At 53.8% G+C, this 14,833-nt stretch carries 14 protein-coding genes, 1 pseudogene and 1 riboswitch; all 15 genes and pseudogenes read right to left on the bottom strand.

Translation table 11 applies throughout. The features are described from left to right. Positions 1-177: 177 nt before the first annotated feature. Positions 178-1,308, bottom strand: coding sequence for a glycine oxidase ThiO (gene thiO, locus AWM70_RS06345; RefSeq protein WP_068694848.1), 1,131 nt, complete (start codon positions 1,306-1,308; stop codon positions 178-180). 30 nt (positions 1,309-1,338) lie between these two features. Beyond that, positions 1,339-2,169 carry a thiazole synthase gene (locus AWM70_RS06340; RefSeq protein ID WP_083180144.1) on the bottom strand — a complete coding sequence of 277 codons (831 nt, stop codon included), beginning with the start codon at positions 2,167-2,169 and terminating at the stop codon, positions 1,339-1,341. Positions 2,170-2,174: 5 nt separating this feature from the next. Next, positions 2,175-2,372: a sulfur carrier protein ThiS gene (gene thiS, locus AWM70_RS06335; protein WP_068694847.1), complete on the bottom strand. Its 198-nt coding sequence runs from the start codon at positions 2,370-2,372 to the stop codon at positions 2,175-2,177. Next, positions 2,363-2,998, bottom strand: coding sequence for a thiamine phosphate synthase (thiE, locus tag AWM70_RS06330; protein ID WP_068694846.1), 636 nt, complete (start codon positions 2,996-2,998; stop codon positions 2,363-2,365). Before thiE ends, thiS begins: the two co-directional genes overlap by 10 nt. A gap of 87 nt (positions 2,999-3,085) precedes the next feature. After that, positions 3,086-4,096 carry a ThiF family adenylyltransferase gene (locus tag AWM70_RS06325; protein WP_068694845.1) on the bottom strand — a complete coding sequence of 337 codons (1,011 nt, stop codon included), beginning with the start codon at positions 4,094-4,096 and terminating at the stop codon, positions 3,086-3,088. Between the two features lie 152 nt (positions 4,097-4,248). Continuing rightward, the gene (locus AWM70_RS06320) at positions 4,249-5,139 is read right to left on the bottom strand and encodes an ABC transporter substrate-binding protein (RefSeq protein ID WP_237167845.1); all 891 of its coding nucleotides are present in this window, start codon (positions 5,137-5,139) and stop codon (positions 4,249-4,251) included. A 201-nt stretch (positions 5,140-5,340) separates the two neighbouring features. Then, positions 5,341-6,096, bottom strand: coding sequence for an ABC transporter permease (locus AWM70_RS06315; protein WP_068694843.1), 756 nt, complete (start codon positions 6,094-6,096; stop codon positions 5,341-5,343). After that, positions 6,093-6,887: an ABC transporter ATP-binding protein gene (locus AWM70_RS06310; RefSeq protein WP_068694842.1), complete on the bottom strand. Its 795-nt coding sequence runs from the start codon at positions 6,885-6,887 to the stop codon at positions 6,093-6,095. Before AWM70_RS06310 ends, AWM70_RS06315 begins: the two co-directional genes overlap by 4 nt. Then, on the bottom strand, positions 6,884-7,636 hold the full coding sequence (tenA, locus tag AWM70_RS06305) for a thiaminase II (protein ID WP_068694841.1): 753 nt from the start codon (positions 7,634-7,636) through the stop codon (positions 6,884-6,886). The genes AWM70_RS06310 and tenA overlap by 4 nt, the downstream gene beginning before the upstream one ends. Then, entirely contained in the window at positions 7,633-8,928 is a 1,296-nt protein-coding gene (locus AWM70_RS06300) for an acetylornithine deacetylase (protein WP_237167844.1), read from the bottom strand. Before AWM70_RS06300 ends, tenA begins: the two co-directional genes overlap by 4 nt. 120 nt (positions 8,929-9,048) lie before the next feature. Continuing rightward, positions 9,049-9,158, bottom strand: a riboswitch (TPP riboswitch). Positions 9,159-9,209: 51 nt separating this feature from the next. Beyond that, complete coding sequence (locus AWM70_RS06295; RefSeq protein ID WP_068694840.1) at positions 9,210-10,325, bottom strand: MBL fold metallo-hydrolase; 1,116 nt, start codon at positions 10,323-10,325, stop codon at positions 9,210-9,212. Between the two features lie 182 nt (positions 10,326-10,507). Beyond that, complete coding sequence (locus AWM70_RS06290; protein WP_068694839.1) at positions 10,508-10,978, bottom strand: heme-degrading domain-containing protein; 471 nt, start codon at positions 10,976-10,978, stop codon at positions 10,508-10,510. A 153-nt stretch (positions 10,979-11,131) separates the two neighbouring features. Continuing rightward, on the bottom strand, positions 11,132-12,256 hold the full coding sequence (locus tag AWM70_RS06285; protein WP_068694838.1) for a GerAB/ArcD/ProY family transporter: 1,125 nt from the start codon (positions 12,254-12,256) through the stop codon (positions 11,132-11,134). A gap of 26 nt (positions 12,257-12,282) precedes the next feature. Continuing rightward, entirely contained in the window at positions 12,283-13,398 is a 1,116-nt protein-coding gene (locus tag AWM70_RS06280) for a Ger(x)C family spore germination protein (RefSeq protein ID WP_068694837.1), read from the bottom strand. Next, a pseudogene (locus AWM70_RS06275) lies at positions 13,395-14,830 on the bottom strand (spore germination protein). The gene AWM70_RS06280 and the pseudogene AWM70_RS06275 overlap by 4 nt, the downstream one beginning before the upstream one ends. Between the last annotated feature and the right edge of the window lie 3 nt (positions 14,831-14,833).

Raw genomic sequence — 14,833 nt, 5'->3', positions numbered from 1 at the left:
ACAATCCGCAAGCCCCGTAAGCAAGAAATTTTAATGATAATTTTTCCATAATGGCTATGAATCATGCATGCCATAAATATAAAAAGCGTCCAAACCGGCTGATCCGGTCTGGACGCTTTCGTATTTTGCTACCTATTATTCAGTGCATACTCAACCCGGGTGACCGGGTCTTTCTCCTTAGATTGAAGTTAAAGTGCCGAACCGCTCAGGCCGGAAGGCTCCGGCCCAGCCCGGCAGTTCCCTGCCGTCAACCATATCCGCCGTCAGCTGGGCTGTGACTGGACTCAATAAGATACCGTTGCGGTAATGGCCTGCCGCCAGCATCACATTCGGATGTTCCGGCAGCCGTCCGATCAGCGGCGCTCCGTCCTGGGTAGCCGGTCTGAGACCTGCCCAACGGTGAAATGGGATTTCCCCGGCCAAAACCGGCAGCATTTTCTTATTCCATTCCATCAGCCGGTTAATTCCTCTTTCCGTAACCGATGAATCGAACCCGGCCATGTCCTCGGAAGCGCCGCAGACAAGATTGCCCGACTCTTTCTGCACCAGGTAACCCTGGCTGCTGAAGACCATATGATGAAGCGGCTCTTGAAACCCTTCGGTATGATAAGCGCAAATTTGGCCCCGGATCGGCCGGATGGGGACAACAATTCCCAGCTGCTCAGACAGCTCCCCGGCCCAGGCTCCCGTGCAGATGAGCAGCTGATCGCCGCTAAATACGCTGCCGTCCCGAGCTTTCACTTGCACCGTTCCGCCTTGTTCCGCCCACTCCAGTGCAGTCAATTCCTCGGCAATTACCACGCCAAGCCGGCGGCAGCCTTCTTCAAGCGCTTTGACATAATCGGGCGCATAAACATGGCTTTCCTCCGGTGTCCACAGCGCGGCACGCACCTGCCGGGACAGCTGGGGTTCCCGCTCAAACAGCGCATCCCCTTCCAGAATGGACGCAGATGATCCATATTCCCTTTGCCATAAACGACGGCTTTCCAGAGCCAGCATATCCGCTTCATGATAAACAATATAAAGGCTGCCGGATTCCGTATACTCAAAGGTGCGCCCGGACACCTCCTTCACTCGGGTCTGCCAGGCTGGATACAGCTGGAGGCTTTCAAGGCACAGCTGAAAAAATTCGTCCGGGAACTCCAGATTCTCCGAATACGGAGCCAGCATGCCTGCGGCAGCGCCCGAAGCTTGCCCCCCGCAGCGTCCGGTCTCCAGGACCGTTACCGCGTAACCGCGGCTGGCCAGTTCAAAAGCGCTGGCCAGACCCACTACACCGCCGCCCATCACCATAATTCGCTGCTTCATGTGCTTTCACTCCCGCTCTAAGACCTTGTCTTATTGAAGCTTAAAGGAATCGAGTCCGCTGCTCGCCGATGCATACCGCTTCTTGGACATCCGTCCCGACAAATAGGCCAGCCTGCCCGCGGCAATAGCCAGCTTCATCGCTTCGGCCATCCCGGCCGGATTTTTGGCTTTGGCGACAGGCGTATTCATCAGTACACCGGATACCCCCAGTTCCATCGCTTGGGTGACATCGCTAGCCGTTCCAAGCCCCGCATCCACGATAACCGGTACACGGCTCTCTTCCACAATTAACCCGATGTTGTAAGGATTCAGCAGTCCCAGTCCTGTTCCAATCGGAGCCGCGCCCGGCATAATCGCGGCAGCCCCCGCCTCTTCCAGCTTCTTGCAGATGATCGGATCATCCGAAATGTATGGCAGAACCGTAAAACCCTCCTTGACCAGAATTTCAGTCGCTTTCAGCGTTTCGATCGGGTCAGGCAGCAGCGTCCGTTCGTTCGCGCTGATCTCCACCTTCACCCAGTCGCTCAATCCGGATGCTCTGGCCAGCCGTGCGATCCGCACCGCTTCCTCCGCCGTTCGCGCCCCCGAGGTGTTCGGCAGATAAATGAAGCTCCGGTCCTGCAGATGCTGCAGGATCGAGTCATCTTCGGCTGCCTCCAGATTCACCCGACGGATCGCAAAGGTCAGCACCTCCGCTCCGGAAGCCGCTATCGCTTCCATCTGTACATAAGGATTCGGGAATAAGCCTGTACCCAGGAAAAAACGCGAAGTCAGCGTGGTTTCCCCTATTCTCCAAGTATCCCTCCCGGCTGTCTGCTTAACTCCGCCAAAAGGCGAAGAAGGATTAATTCCTCCACTCATCGCGATTAACCCCCTCCTACAAAATGAACCAGCTCGATGCTCATTCCCGGTCTGACCGCAGTGGACGCCCACGCCTCTGAAGTTACGACCAGTCCGTCTGCTTCAGCTACGACCGGCTTCCCGGTCAGCCCGAGCAGCTCTACCACATCCGCCAACGTTTCAGCCTCTAGCTCCCGGGTCGTCCCGTTAATGATCAGCTCCATATGCGCGACCTGCTCTCCTCAATCTTGCGGATGAAGGCCCGGCAGGTACCCGCTACGTCGCTGCTGCCTACAATTTCGCTAACCGCACAAATTCTAGTCGTTCCGGCCGCCAGGACGGCATCCACATTGTCCAGCTTGATCCCTCCAATCGCTACAAACGGAATCCGGATGCGCGCTGCCACTTCACGCACATAGGACAAGCTAACCGGAGCCGCTTCCGCCTTCGTAGCTGTCGGATACACCGGGCCAACCCCGATGTAATCCGCTCCCTGCTCTTCCGCAGCAAGCGCCTCTTCAATCGCGTGTGTGGAGATGCCAATGATTTTGCCGCCGACGAGCTTGCGTGCCTCGGTGAGCGGCATATCGCCTTGACCCAGATGAATGCCGTCTGCCTCAGCTTCGAGGGCAATGTCCACATGGTCATTGACGATAAACGTCACGCCATGCTTCCGGGTCAACACCCGCAAATCCTTGGCTTTGCGCAGCAGCTCTTCTCGCCCGCTGTGCTTGTCGCGGAGCTGAAGGATATCCGCCCCGCCCATAATCGCTTCCTCCATCACCTCGATTAAATCCCTGCCTGGATGGAACTGCTCGCCCGTAATGGCATATAATCTGAAATCTTTCAATCCCTTCCTCTCCTTTCCCCAACTAATGCCTAATCTGATCTCTGATCCCATCCGAACCTCATTTGATCCTCTTTGCAAGCCGTATTGTCAGCCGCCAATATACCGGGCATATAAGGTTTTGGCCCGGATCAAATCATCCGTTCCCTGGACGAGGACTCGTCCATCGGCAAACAGCACAAGCCGCTGTCCTTCATGGAGCTCGGCGCGGAGCAAATAAGGATTCAGTTTCGTCTCTTTGACAGCCGGAGATAACCGGTCCTTCCACGCTTCCAGCTCAAAAGGCTCATGCCCCGAAATCTGCACCGATTCGCGTCCGCACAGCGAGACCATTTCCTCCGCCTGCTGGTCCAGCGCCGGATACTGCTTGAGACCACAGCAAGGGCAGTTCTCCTTCGGCTTGCCCAGCTTCATTTCGAAATACTGGTTCTGCCAGATATCCAGCGTAAGCAGGCTGCCCCGCCGCTGCTCGGCTGCTCCTACTAGGAACTTCAGCGCTTCGGCAGCCTGATAAGAGGCTACAATGTCCACGATCGGTGAAATAACACCGATGGTGTCACAGGTCTGTCCTCCGCCGTCGGCCGAGGAAATGAAACAGCGCAAACAAGGCGTTACCCCCGGTACAAATATGGCGTTCATCCCGCGCGAGCTGACGGCTCCGCCATACACGAACGGGATGCCTTGACGATAGCAGGCGTCGTTCAGCAGAAACCGGGTCTGAAAATTGTCGGTTCCATCCAGAACGAGGTCTACGCCGCTAAGCAACCCTTCGATATTTGCAGCCGTTACATCAGAGAACACGGCCTCCAGCTCCACGGAGGAGTTGATCCGGCTAAGTTTATGTTTGGCCGCAATGACTTTCGGAAGCCCTTGCTCGGCATCTTCCTCGTCATAAAGCATCTGCCGCTGCAGGTTGCTCGGTTCGACATAATCGCGGTCCACCATACGGACCCTGCCTACGCCTGAACGAACCATATGGTTTGCCAGCACTGTCCCGAGCGCTCCCATTCCGACGATTAATATGGACTTGCTCATCAAAGTCCGCTGGCCCTGCTCTCCAATCGGCGCGAATAACATTTGTCTTGAATATCTCTCCAGCATCTATGCCTCTCTTCCTCAGGCCTGCATTCCCGGCCGGCGCCAATCCCTGAATTCCTCGGAGTTCCTTGCTCCGAACGGGCGACGCCTCTAGGCATAGCTGCAGCAGGGGGGCTGGACCATCGGTCATTGTTCTGTCCAAGTCTGCTGCGGTGCTAAACGCCTAGATTGCGGAATGCATCCTGTGCCTTGATCGTTGTGTCTGCTTTGATTTGTCCATGGTCCTTCAGCCACTGAATGACTGCTTCCCATGAAGCCTCCGTCTGCTCGCCGAAGCCGGCCGACCCGTCATCCATCATAGGCAGCAGAATATTCAAGCTCTGCTTCTCGACCTCCGGATCGAGCGGAAAATCCTTGTTCTCATGCTCCAGCAGAATATTCAGCGCCTGATCCGGGTTCTGCACGGTGTACGCCTGCCCTTTAGCGGCGGCTTTCAGAAATTTGCGGATGGTGTCTTCGTGTTTGGCAAGCCCGTCTTCACTGGCCGCCAGCACCAATTCATAATTATCAGGCACCCCGTAATCCGCCGGATCAAATGTCCGCAGCGGAATGCCTTCCTTCTCGATGAGCAGCTTCTCATGGTTGATATAACCGCCGATAATGGCATCCACCTTGCCGGTCGTCATGGCCGGAATCAAATCCCAGCCGATATCGGTATATTTGACCTGGGAAGGATCGCCGCCGTCGCTGGCCACCATCGTGTTCACCATCGCTTCGTTCAGAGGTGTTGACGGATAACCAATTTTTTTCCCGGCTAGATCCTTTGGACTTTTAATGTCCGAATCCTCACGCACAAAGATTTGATCCAGCGGGTGGCGGACGAGGGCTGCCACGGACACGACCGGAATATCCTCCGCCCGGGACTGGGCAATCTGCATTTGGTAGCTGATGGCAAGATCCGCTTTCCCCGCTGCCAGCAATTTGATCGCATCATTCGTATCCGCCGGCGTCTCCAGATTCACCTTCAGGCCTTCTTGTTCAAAGTATCCCTCCTGCTCGGCGGCGAACAAAAAGGAATGGACCGCATTCGGGTACCAGTCAAGCAAAACGTTTACCTCGGTAAGTCCCGAGCCTGCCGACTTATTGGCGGAACATCCGCTGAGACCTGCGGCCAAACAAAGCCATATAGTTAAGAGTACCAGTTTTAGGCGCCTTCCGTCATTATTCCGATGCCTGCTTTTATGAAATCGCAGAGCTTTGTTCATCTTTTTTTCGTTCCCCTTTTCAGAAAAATAAATAGAGAGCAGTCATGTGCGCTCTCTTCTCTTTGCCATACAGATCCGGCCAAGCAGATGAGCCGCAGCAAACATCAGCATGCCCATTGCCGCGAGAAGCAGCACGCCGGAAAACACGGCATCGCCGCGAAGCATATTGGAAGCTCTTTTGGTATAAACGCCTAATCCGGATTCGCCGCCCAGCCATTCCCCCAAAGTCGCGCCCCCTACGCTGTATGTAGCAGATAGCTTGAGCCCCGTGAAGAATCCCGGCCAGGCCGAGGGCAGCTTCCACTTCAGGAACAGCTGTCTGCTGCCGGCTCCCATCGTCCGCAGCACCTCGCCGATGCCGGCATCCGCGCTGCGGAAGCCATCTGCCGTATTTACCGCGATCGGGAAGAAGGTAAACAAAATCACGACGGCCACCTTGCTCCAGATCTCATAGCCGAACCACATCACCATAATCGGCGACAAGGCAATGATCGGAACACTTTGGGAAGCGATGATGAGCGGATACAGCGTTTTCTGGGCCAAGCCGGAGGCTTCGATCCAAACCGCGGCCAGAACGCCAAACACGATAGAGAAGGCCAGGCCCAAAAGGGATTCTCCAAACGTAACTCCCGCATGTTTGGCCAGCAGACCGCGGTTATCCCACAGGGAAAGAAACACATCCGATAATTTGGGAATGATGTAATGCGGAATATTCAGATAGGTCGTCGCGGCTTCCCAAAGCACCGCCACCAGCACGAGCATCAGAACAAACGGGGAGACATCGCGAATTCGCTTCATTCCCACCCCTCCTTGTGCGCCGAAGCTCCTTCGGGTGACGGCATCCCCGGACGCAGCAGCTCAAGCACCCGCTGCTTCAAATCTATAAAAGGCGGCGTCAGCAGCGTCTCGTAGCTGCGGGGTCTTGGCTGACCGACTTTAAGACCATGCAGCCGGGAGACCGGCGCATGTGAAGCGATGAGCAGGCGGTCCGACAGCAGCAGAGCCTCATCTACGTCATGGGTGATGAACAGAATCGTCGGCCGGTGCTTCTCCCAGATTTGAAGCAGCCACTCCTGCATGCTGATGCGGGTCATCGCGTCCAGAGCGCTGAACGGCTCATCCAGCAGAAGCAGGCGCCCTCCGGCCAGCAGGCTGCGCATGAAGGAGACACGCTGCCGCATACCGCCCGACAGCTCATGCGGCATGCGGCGTTCGGTCCCTTCGAGGCCAAATTCCGGCAGCAGCTCGAACGCCTGTCGTCTGGCCTCCCGTTTAGACAGGCCCTTGACCTCAAGCCCTACGGCGGCATTATCCAGCACTGACCGCCAGGGCATCAGGCAATCTCTTTGCGGCATATAGCCGATCTGCTGCTTAGGGGCATAAATTTCGCCCTTCTGCGGTTTAAGCAGCCCGGCAATCAAACGGAATAAAGTCGTTTTGCCCATACCGCTCTGCGCCAGAAGCGAAACAAATTCCCCTTCCGCCAGATCAAAGCTGAGCTTGCAAAACAGCGGTTTGTCTTTGGCAAAGGCGTAGCTCAGCTCCTGCACCGAAAGGCACGGAAGGCCAGCCGTTTCCTTGATGCTCATAAGTCCCACGCGGCTTTGCGGTAAGCCATATCCCAGAACATATACTCAAACCGGGAGGTCGTGACAAACCGTTCCTCCAGCCTGGCCAGCTCACGCTCGGGAAGTCCCTCGGCAAGCTGGTCCATCAGCTGAACACACCAATCGGCCAAACTTCGAAACTCGTCCGAGCTGTACATGACAAACCATTCCCGGTAGAGGTCATGATCCAAACATTCCGGATGGAGACGGACCGCTTCGCTGCCGATTTCACTGTAGCTCCACATACACGGCAGCAGGGAAGCAACAACATCGCCGAGCGTCCCCTGGGCGCCGGCGTCCAGCATATATTTGGTGTAAGCCAGGGTGACCGGTGCGGGCTCAGTCGCTTCCAGCTCATCGCGGGTGATGCCAAACCTCTCGGCATATTGGCGGTGCAGCTCCATTTCGACATTCAAGGTCTGCTGCAGCAGGTCCGCGAATTTCCCCATTGTCTCCAGGTCCCGGGCTTTAAGACTGCCCAAGGCAAACATTTTGACATAGTCCTTGAGGAATACGTAATCCTGTTTCATATAGTAAGCAAACACGTCCAGAGGCAAACTTCCGCTTCTCAGCTCCTCCAGAAAAGGATGCGCATGGCAGCCGGCCCAGACACGCTGGACAGACCGGTGAAGCCGGGCTGTAAACCTGCCCCGTCCCGGACTTTCCGCCTGTTCATGCTCAGCCGGAGTCCATGCCGCAGCGGCTTGTGCCGTTTGGTCGGTCTTCGTCATTTCCCATTCCCCTTCCCTTTGGGTGTTTCACAATATTCGGTGATAAATCCGATCATGACCTTCGCATAATCCACGAGCTGCCGGACGGATATGCTTTCATTGACCGCATGGGCCTGCTCCAGCTCGCCTGGTCCATAGATGACCGTCGGAATGCCGGCCCGGCCGATCCAGCCTGCATCTGTCACACTCGGATTCATGCCGACTTCGGGCAAACTCCCATGAGTACGGCGATGCCAGTCAGCCAGCGATAATAAACCTGGATTCTGCGTATCCAGCTCCAGCGCGGGGAAGATTTCGCCGCGATCTTCGATCATCGACCTGCCGCCCCATTTGAATACCGGCGGATGGTCTTTCAGCCAGGGATCGGCCGCAGCGACCCGCAGCAGATGATCTTCAATCTCTGCCGTCACCGAATCGTAATCCTCATTGGGATAAAAATGAACGGTGATCCATAGCGCGCAGCGATCGGCAATAAAAGCCGCATGCCGGCCGCCTTCGATCACGGCCGGATTGATTGTGTTGCTGCCCGGTGCAAAGCCGGGATAACTTTTGGTGACGGCCCAGTGGCGCTCCAGCTCCTGCAGGCCCTGAATGAGCTTCATCATCTTCTCAATCGCGCTTGCGCCCTTGACTCCCCCGCCCGCATGAATCATTCGCGAGCGAAGCCCGTCATGCTGCGTTACCGGACTCTGCACCGTAACCCAGCCGGTAATGACGCCGCCTTGTCCTTGAATCCTGCAGCCGCTGCCATCAGCCACTACGGCAAAATCTGCGCTGCAGCCCTTTTCCATGCAGGCCCTTGTTCCCGCCTCGCCCGACTCCTCGCCGATGACGGAATGAAAGTGAAGATCGCCTTTAAGCTCGATTCCTTCCTCATGCAGCAGCTTGAAAGCAAACAGCAAAGCTGCAAGGCCGCCTTTCATGTCGCTAGCTCCCCGGCCATAGGCGCGGCCATCCTCGATCACCAGCTTAAACGGGTTTCGTTCCCACGCGCCGGTGTCCCCGACTTCTGCGACGTCGATATGGCCGTTCAGCAGCAGGCTGTTATACCGGTCTGATGCGCTTCCCTTCTTAACGGCCGTTACATTCGGATCGCCGGGATAAACCTCCCACAGCTCCGCTTCAAACCCGATGGATTCCAGCAGGTCGGCCACATATTGCTGTGCCCCCATCGTATTGCGGGCCGGCGGGCTTACCGTTGGACAAGAAATAAGCCGTTCCAGGATCTGAAACAGCTCGTCTTGTCGCTTCTCCACCAGCCGGTGAAGGCCATCCATCGTTTGGATTCCCATTTCGTCTGCCTCCTCCTTTTCCCAAGCGCTACAGCCAGGCGGAGAATCCGCGGGAAGCAGCTGTGCTTGCTCCCCGCGGCCGAAATAAAAAAGACCATTCGAGAATAACACGAATGGTCATAACAATTCGGATGATTTCTCTACGCCAGCATTACCTGGATCAGATTAACGGTCAGGAGCATAAGGCTCCTATCTCAGCCGGACTTCATCCAGCACCCGTGTTCCATTATGAAGTTCAAATTTAATATATCCGAATCTCCTGAAATTGGCAAGGAGGAATTTCAAACGGTTCTCCACCATTTCTCCCGGGGGCCCGGAGCTTCTGCCTTCAGGGATACGGATTCCCCGATTCGCGGAAAGACCAGCTCGACTCCGGAACGCTCCGCTTCTTCAGCTGCCCGTTCGACCGGTTCGGTCCAGCCGTGCATAGCCAAAGCAAAACCCGCCCAGTGGATGGGCAGCAGCCTTTTGCCCTTCAAATCCTTATGCGCCTGTACAGTCTGCTCCGGCATCATATGGATCTGCTCCCAGCGGGGATCGTATTGCCCGCATTCGATCAGGGTTAAATCAAATGGGCCGTACAGGTCCCCGATTTTCTTGAAGTGCTCGTCGTAACCGCTGTCCCCGCTGAAATAGACACGGCTCGCCGAGTCCATCAGTACCCAGGAGCACCAGAGGGTTGCATTCTTGTCAAACAGCGCCCGGCCCGAAAAATGGCGAGCAGGCGTGCAAACCGCCCGGATCCCCTGCCATTCTACTTCTTCCCACCAGTCACATTCCTGAATGAGCTCGCGCTGGATACCGAACCGAACCAGTCTGCTGCCCACGCCAAGCGGTACAAAGTATCGTCCCACCTTGCCTGCTAATTGCAGGATCGTGCTGTAATCGAGATGGTCGAAATGATCGTGCGAGAGAAAAACAGCGTCCACCGGCGGCAAATCTCCGGCTTCTATTTGGGGTTTGCTTTCAAAGCGTTTGGCGCCAAATCCCGGCAGCGGAGAGGAATACATGCCGAGCATAGGGTCCAGGAGAACCTGTCTCCCGCCAAGCCTTAACCAAACGCTTGAGTGGCCCAGCCAGGTGACCGAATCCGTTAAGGGCATAGGGAGACGGTCCGGATTCGACTTCATAACCGGCAATGCGTGCGGCGGACGGCGTTCCGGCTTGCTTTTCAAATGATCCGCAAATAGGGAGAAGAAGCTCGGAACGGAGGCGTCCAGCGATTGGGTTGGAATCCGATTCTGAAACTTCCCCTGCTTAAATTGCTCGGACTGCTCAAAAGGGCTGAGCCTGTAGCGGTGAACAGGCACGCCAAATGACGGATAAACATAAGTAAATCCGTAAACGGCAGCCGCGATCAAGACAATGAGAATCAGAATAAGGCCTAGGGTCAGCATAGAAATCCTCCTCTGGATGTACAACTTTATTCCGGTATAAAACGACGCCTTGCCTGTTAGAGCGTGGTGCTACTCTTTAACAGGCAAGGCAGAATTTAGTATGCACATTATTGGGATTTATATGCGAGGACTTAAATTTCCTGGACAGCCGTTCGCTCCGCACCGGGAGTTAAAGGCCGGGCTTAAACGTTGAGCAGTTTTTGCAGCGAAGCTACGACCATCTCATGGTCTTCATGGCCCTGCAGGCCAGAAACGGTGATCGTGCCGACCATCCCCACATTTCTAATCAGGATCGGGAAGCTCCCACCTTCTGCCGCATATTCCATAGGGTCGATAAAATCGCTGTCCTGGATCGTTGTATTTCCCGCCTTCATCCGGACGTGTATGTAATAGGAGCTGTGTTCGTAATGATGAACGACATTGATTTTGCGCGCGATCCACCGGTCGTTGCCTAAACCGTTGTCATTCATTTTGGCATGAAACAGAAGCATGCCATTCTTGCGGATATCGACTGTAATTTGTTTGCCTTCGGCAAAGGCCTTGTCCAGAATCAGATTCCCTAATCGAACTGCCGTGTTGTTGCTGAATTGGGTAAACTGCAGCTCCTGCTCCTGACGGAGAAGCTCGTCTAACAGCGCTGTGTAATCTTCCATGCCGCACGCTCCTTTTAGCTATCAATTAGAATAAGATAAGAAACCTATTCCAGTATACTGTGCCGCCCCCATTAAAAAAAGACTCTCTTTCCTCCGAAACTCCGAAAATACATCCGGGGAAGACAGTCTTCTATTTCAGCTTAAGAAAAGGAGCTACGAGCCTTCAGAAGCCTGCTGTTTAGCCTTGACGCCGCTCCCCCAGAACTTCTTCCAGCGGAGCAGGGAAACTGCGTAATAAATGGCCGGAATAGATTCTAACCCGATCCAGAGATGCGCGAGCCATATCGAATTATAGTGTTCGGCAAAGACGACCGGGTTGCGCGCATAAAGACAAGCAATCAGAACGGCCAAGCCCAGCACAAATGGAGTTACTCCCTTTATTTTTTTTAAACCAAACAGCTGGCGGGCGGTTTTTGAAGCGGCATAAATCAAAAAAGAGTTATGGATAAACATCGAAGCCGCCCAGATCGCAATGAAGATGCTGTCCATATTGCCGGTCATTCCGGCTTTGGAAGTGCCTCGGATCAGCTCCATATAAGGATACTCCACCTGTCCCCCCAAATAAGGCCGGAAATTGAGAAGAATAAACAGCCAGCCGAGCAGAAGCGACACAGCCGTCAGAATTTCGGCCCAAAATAAATTCCTGAAGACTTTCCTTTCAAACTTGAAGTCCGGTGCTATATACAGAAAAGTTACCCATTCCGCCAGCCAAGCGGCCACGGTCACCGAATCTCTAAATGCCAGTCCGGGATTGTGGTAGTGAATCAGCGCCGGGAGCATCCGGAAATCGGCCTGCGGAAAAAACAAACCGACAAGGATCGCAATAACCGGAACGGTAATCAGGAAAATCCCTTCCGACATATAAACCAGCGTGGTAAAACCTAAACGTGAGGTATAGAGGACGGCAGCAGCCACAATAAGAACAATCGCCCATCCAGGTGTCTCTCTCATATAGATCGAGCCAAAAAATTTACTGAAGTTCTCAAGCTCCAGCGCCGCATAATAAATCAGCCAGCCAAACACAAGAAACAGAAATCCTTTATGCATCCACTTTCCTACCACCTGCTGGCCGAACATGTACCAGGGTTTATCTTTGCCCAGCTTGCCAACACTATAAGTGCACCAGAGAACAGCAACACTGAGAGCAAAGCCGCCGAGAACAGCTATCCAGCCTTGGTAACCTGAAGAGGCAATCAAATTGGGAACGAGGAAAATCGCGGACTGCGAATAGAGAAACACATAAGCAAACCTGAACAGCTGCCAGGATGTTGTCTGCATCTTTAACCCCTCTCGTTATAAAGGATCTATCGCATGGATCCCTGGTTCGTTATTGCAATGTTGGCGCCGATCTCAAATTTGGCTTTGCTCCGGTAAACCTCCGCCCACCAATCTTTGCAAGACTCCCACTGCTTCGGGCTGTTCCATTCCATCAGCATCCCTAAATTCAGCACATCTGCCCCCCACTCCTTCGTGTTGGCCAAAGCTTTCTCCATATCCTTGATGACTTTCTTCTCCAGCAGAGCCAGAATAATTGCGTTCGACTCCACACTCGATCGCAGGTTGCCTCTGCCTTTCAGAACAATCTTGAAGAGGGGACCGTCCTCATCTTCCCCTTTATATATCAACTTCGCGCGAAGGCGGGTTAATAACACGCTTGCTTTACTCCTTCCTTCGTCCCAGTTTACCGTATAGACCTGGTGTCTGAACTTGCCCAAGCCCCAGGAAATCGCCCGGCCTTGATCGATGTTCAGTTCCCCTTTCAAGGCTCGGTCTCCGAATACATCCACCCCTTTAATCCCTGCCCAGCGTTCCGTTTCCCCATTTTCGCTTGCTACCTTCTTATCCCCGTATTTCAGGGCGGTCATTGCAAAGCCCATCCCCGATTCCGAAGCGATCAGACACTGTTTGACCGTCGAATTCAGCATGTAGTTTTGAACAGAGAAACGTTTGAATACGTCCGCTGGGAGCTGTTCGGTGATCGGCGTCATCTGAGCAATATCTTTGGCCTTTCCCTCAACAGATAAAATATAGGTATTAAGCTCAATTCCGGGCTCGCGTTTGAACCAGTCGAACATCTCGCCAAGGCCCAGCTTGGCATATTCCTCGGATACCAGCACGATCTGCACATGACTGAAATCGATCTGTCGTGTCAAATCCTTCTGAATTGATGAAAAAGCATCCGGGATGTTATCGCCTGATTTGGTTATAACGGCAAAGGGTTCGCCGCTCGCTTCTCCTTCCTTCAGCTTTGCCGTTATAAAAGTGCTGACAGAGAGCTGAACTTCCCCCTCCTTCTGCCCTTTATCCAAATAAATGCCGTCAATAAACAACCCTTCGTTAAGCTCGGCTTTGGACCAGCAGCCGGTGAGCAGTATAACCATCACCAACAACATCGTAAATAATCGCAGCAGACCAATCATGTTTGTCTCCTTGTATTTTTCCGGGTGTAGGCTTTTGTTCGTTTATTCATAAAAGGAGAAGGCAGCCGGACAAAGATGTCTTTCCAGTCTTTGAACACAAGCGGTGCTACCGGTGACAGATACGGCGTTCCGAAAGAACGGATGTTGGCCAAATGACCGTAAACGACAAACGTTGCAACAAACACGCCAAGCAGCCCCAGCGTTCCTCCCATAAGAAGCAGCGGGAAGCGTATGAGCCGGAAAGCTAACCCCAGCTCCAGATGCGGAATGATATAAGAAGCGATCCCCGTTATGGAAACGACAATAATCATCGGGGCGGACACAATCCCGGCTTGTACGGCCGCTTGTCCAATTACGATACCGCCGATGATCGACACCGTCGATCCTACTGGTTTAGGGATCCGTGTGCCTGCCTCGCGCAAGGCTTCAAAGGTTAATTCCATAACCAACGCTTCAGTCAAAGCGGAGAAAGGCAAATTTTCACGAGATGAAGCGATCGTAATCAGCAGCGCTGTCGGAATGATCTCAGGTTGAAAGGTAGTAACAGCAACGTAAAGGGACGGCAGCAGCATGGAAACCACCGCGAAGAAGAAACGGATAGTCCGAATCCAGCTCCCTGCGAAATAACTTTGGTAATAGTCCTCGGAGGATTGAAGCAGGGAAACATCGTTACTGGTGCTATCAATGCGGAAGGCGTCCCGTCAATCAGCATGGCGAATCTCCCTTCCAGGAGGGATGCCGCGACCGAATCCGGCCTTTCGGTATATTGAAACTGAGGGAAAGGGGTTATTTTCTCCTTGATATGCTCCGCCAGATAGCTGATTCCCATTACACCGTCGATCGAAATTTGCTTGATTTTGGCGTCGAGTTCGTCCAGCTTGCTTTTTTCGGCAACTCCTTCAATATAAAAAACATAAACGGAGGTTTGGGAGTATTCGCCGATCGTGTATGCCTTCATTTTCAGATCCGGATGTTTTATTTTGTGCCGGAGCAGGGAAATGTTCGTATGAATATCTTCGTTAAATGCCTCCTGGGGGCCGATCACGACCAGCTCGTTCTGCGACTCCGATACCGCCCGTTTCTGATAAGAGGTTACCTCAAAATAATAGAAACCGTTGACTCCAGGGACATAAAGAAGCGCTTTCCCTTGTACAATCAGAAAAGCCGCTTTCTGAACCCCCTCTGACTTCAGGCAAGGAATCGAGAACATAATGCCTTTCTCAATCCGATCGGCAAACTGCTCTATATCCGAATCTTTGGCTGTCGCTTCCTCTTTCAGGGCTACCCGGACTTCCCGGTCGAAGGTTTCCATGTTCACGATCGAAGGAATAAAAACCAGCGTACAAGGAGTGCCGTGGATTTGAAAGGTTTGGTAAACGACATCGGTACTGCCGCTGAGCTCGGTCTTTAATGATTCCAGAAAAGCTTCCATCCG

The sequence above is a fragment of the Paenibacillus yonginensis genome (genome assembly GCF_001685395.1).
Classification (GTDB): Bacteria; Bacillota; Bacilli; order Paenibacillales; family Paenibacillaceae; genus Fontibacillus; species Fontibacillus yonginensis.
Note: the sequence above shows the minus strand (reverse complement) of the source record. Positions and strands in the feature narration are given on the sequence as shown.

Bases quoted from the DNA above. Each gene is read 5' to 3' on its own strand.
- AWM70_RS06285 (WP_068694838.1), bottom strand. From the start codon at position 12,256: ATGCAGACAACATCCTGGCAGCTGTTCAGGTTTGCTTATGTGTTTCTC.
- AWM70_RS06340 (WP_083180144.1), bottom strand. From the start codon at position 2,169: ATGAGTGGAGGAATTAATCCTTCTTCGCCTTTTGGCGGAGTTAAGCAG.
- AWM70_RS06290 (WP_068694839.1), bottom strand. From the start codon at position 10,978: ATGGAAGATTACACAGCGCTGTTAGACGAGCTTCTCCGTCAGGAGCAG.
- thiS (WP_068694847.1), bottom strand. From the start codon at position 2,372: ATGGAGCTGATCATTAACGGGACGACCCGGGAGCTAGAGGCTGAAACG.
- AWM70_RS06280 (WP_068694837.1), bottom strand. From the start codon at position 13,398: ATGATTGGTCTGCTGCGATTATTTACGATGTTGTTGGTGATGGTTATA.
- AWM70_RS06295 (WP_068694840.1), bottom strand. From the start codon at position 10,325: ATGCTGACCCTAGGCCTTATTCTGATTCTCATTGTCTTGATCGCGGCT.
- AWM70_RS06325 (WP_068694845.1), bottom strand. From the start codon at position 4,096: ATGCTGGAGAGATATTCAAGACAAATGTTATTCGCGCCGATTGGAGAG.
- AWM70_RS06310 (WP_068694842.1), bottom strand. From the start codon at position 6,887: ATGAGCATCAAGGAAACGGCTGGCCTTCCGTGCCTTTCGGTGCAGGAG.
- AWM70_RS06315 (WP_068694843.1), bottom strand. From the start codon at position 6,096: ATGAAGCGAATTCGCGATGTCTCCCCGTTTGTTCTGATGCTCGTGCTG.
- AWM70_RS06300 (WP_237167844.1), bottom strand. From the start codon at position 8,928: ATGGGAATCCAAACGATGGATGGCCTTCACCGGCTGGTGGAGAAGCGA.
- thiO (WP_068694848.1), bottom strand. From the start codon at position 1,308: ATGAAGCAGCGAATTATGGTGATGGGCGGCGGTGTAGTGGGTCTGGCC.
- tenA (WP_068694841.1), bottom strand. From the start codon at position 7,636: ATGACGAAGACCGACCAAACGGCACAAGCCGCTGCGGCATGGACTCCG.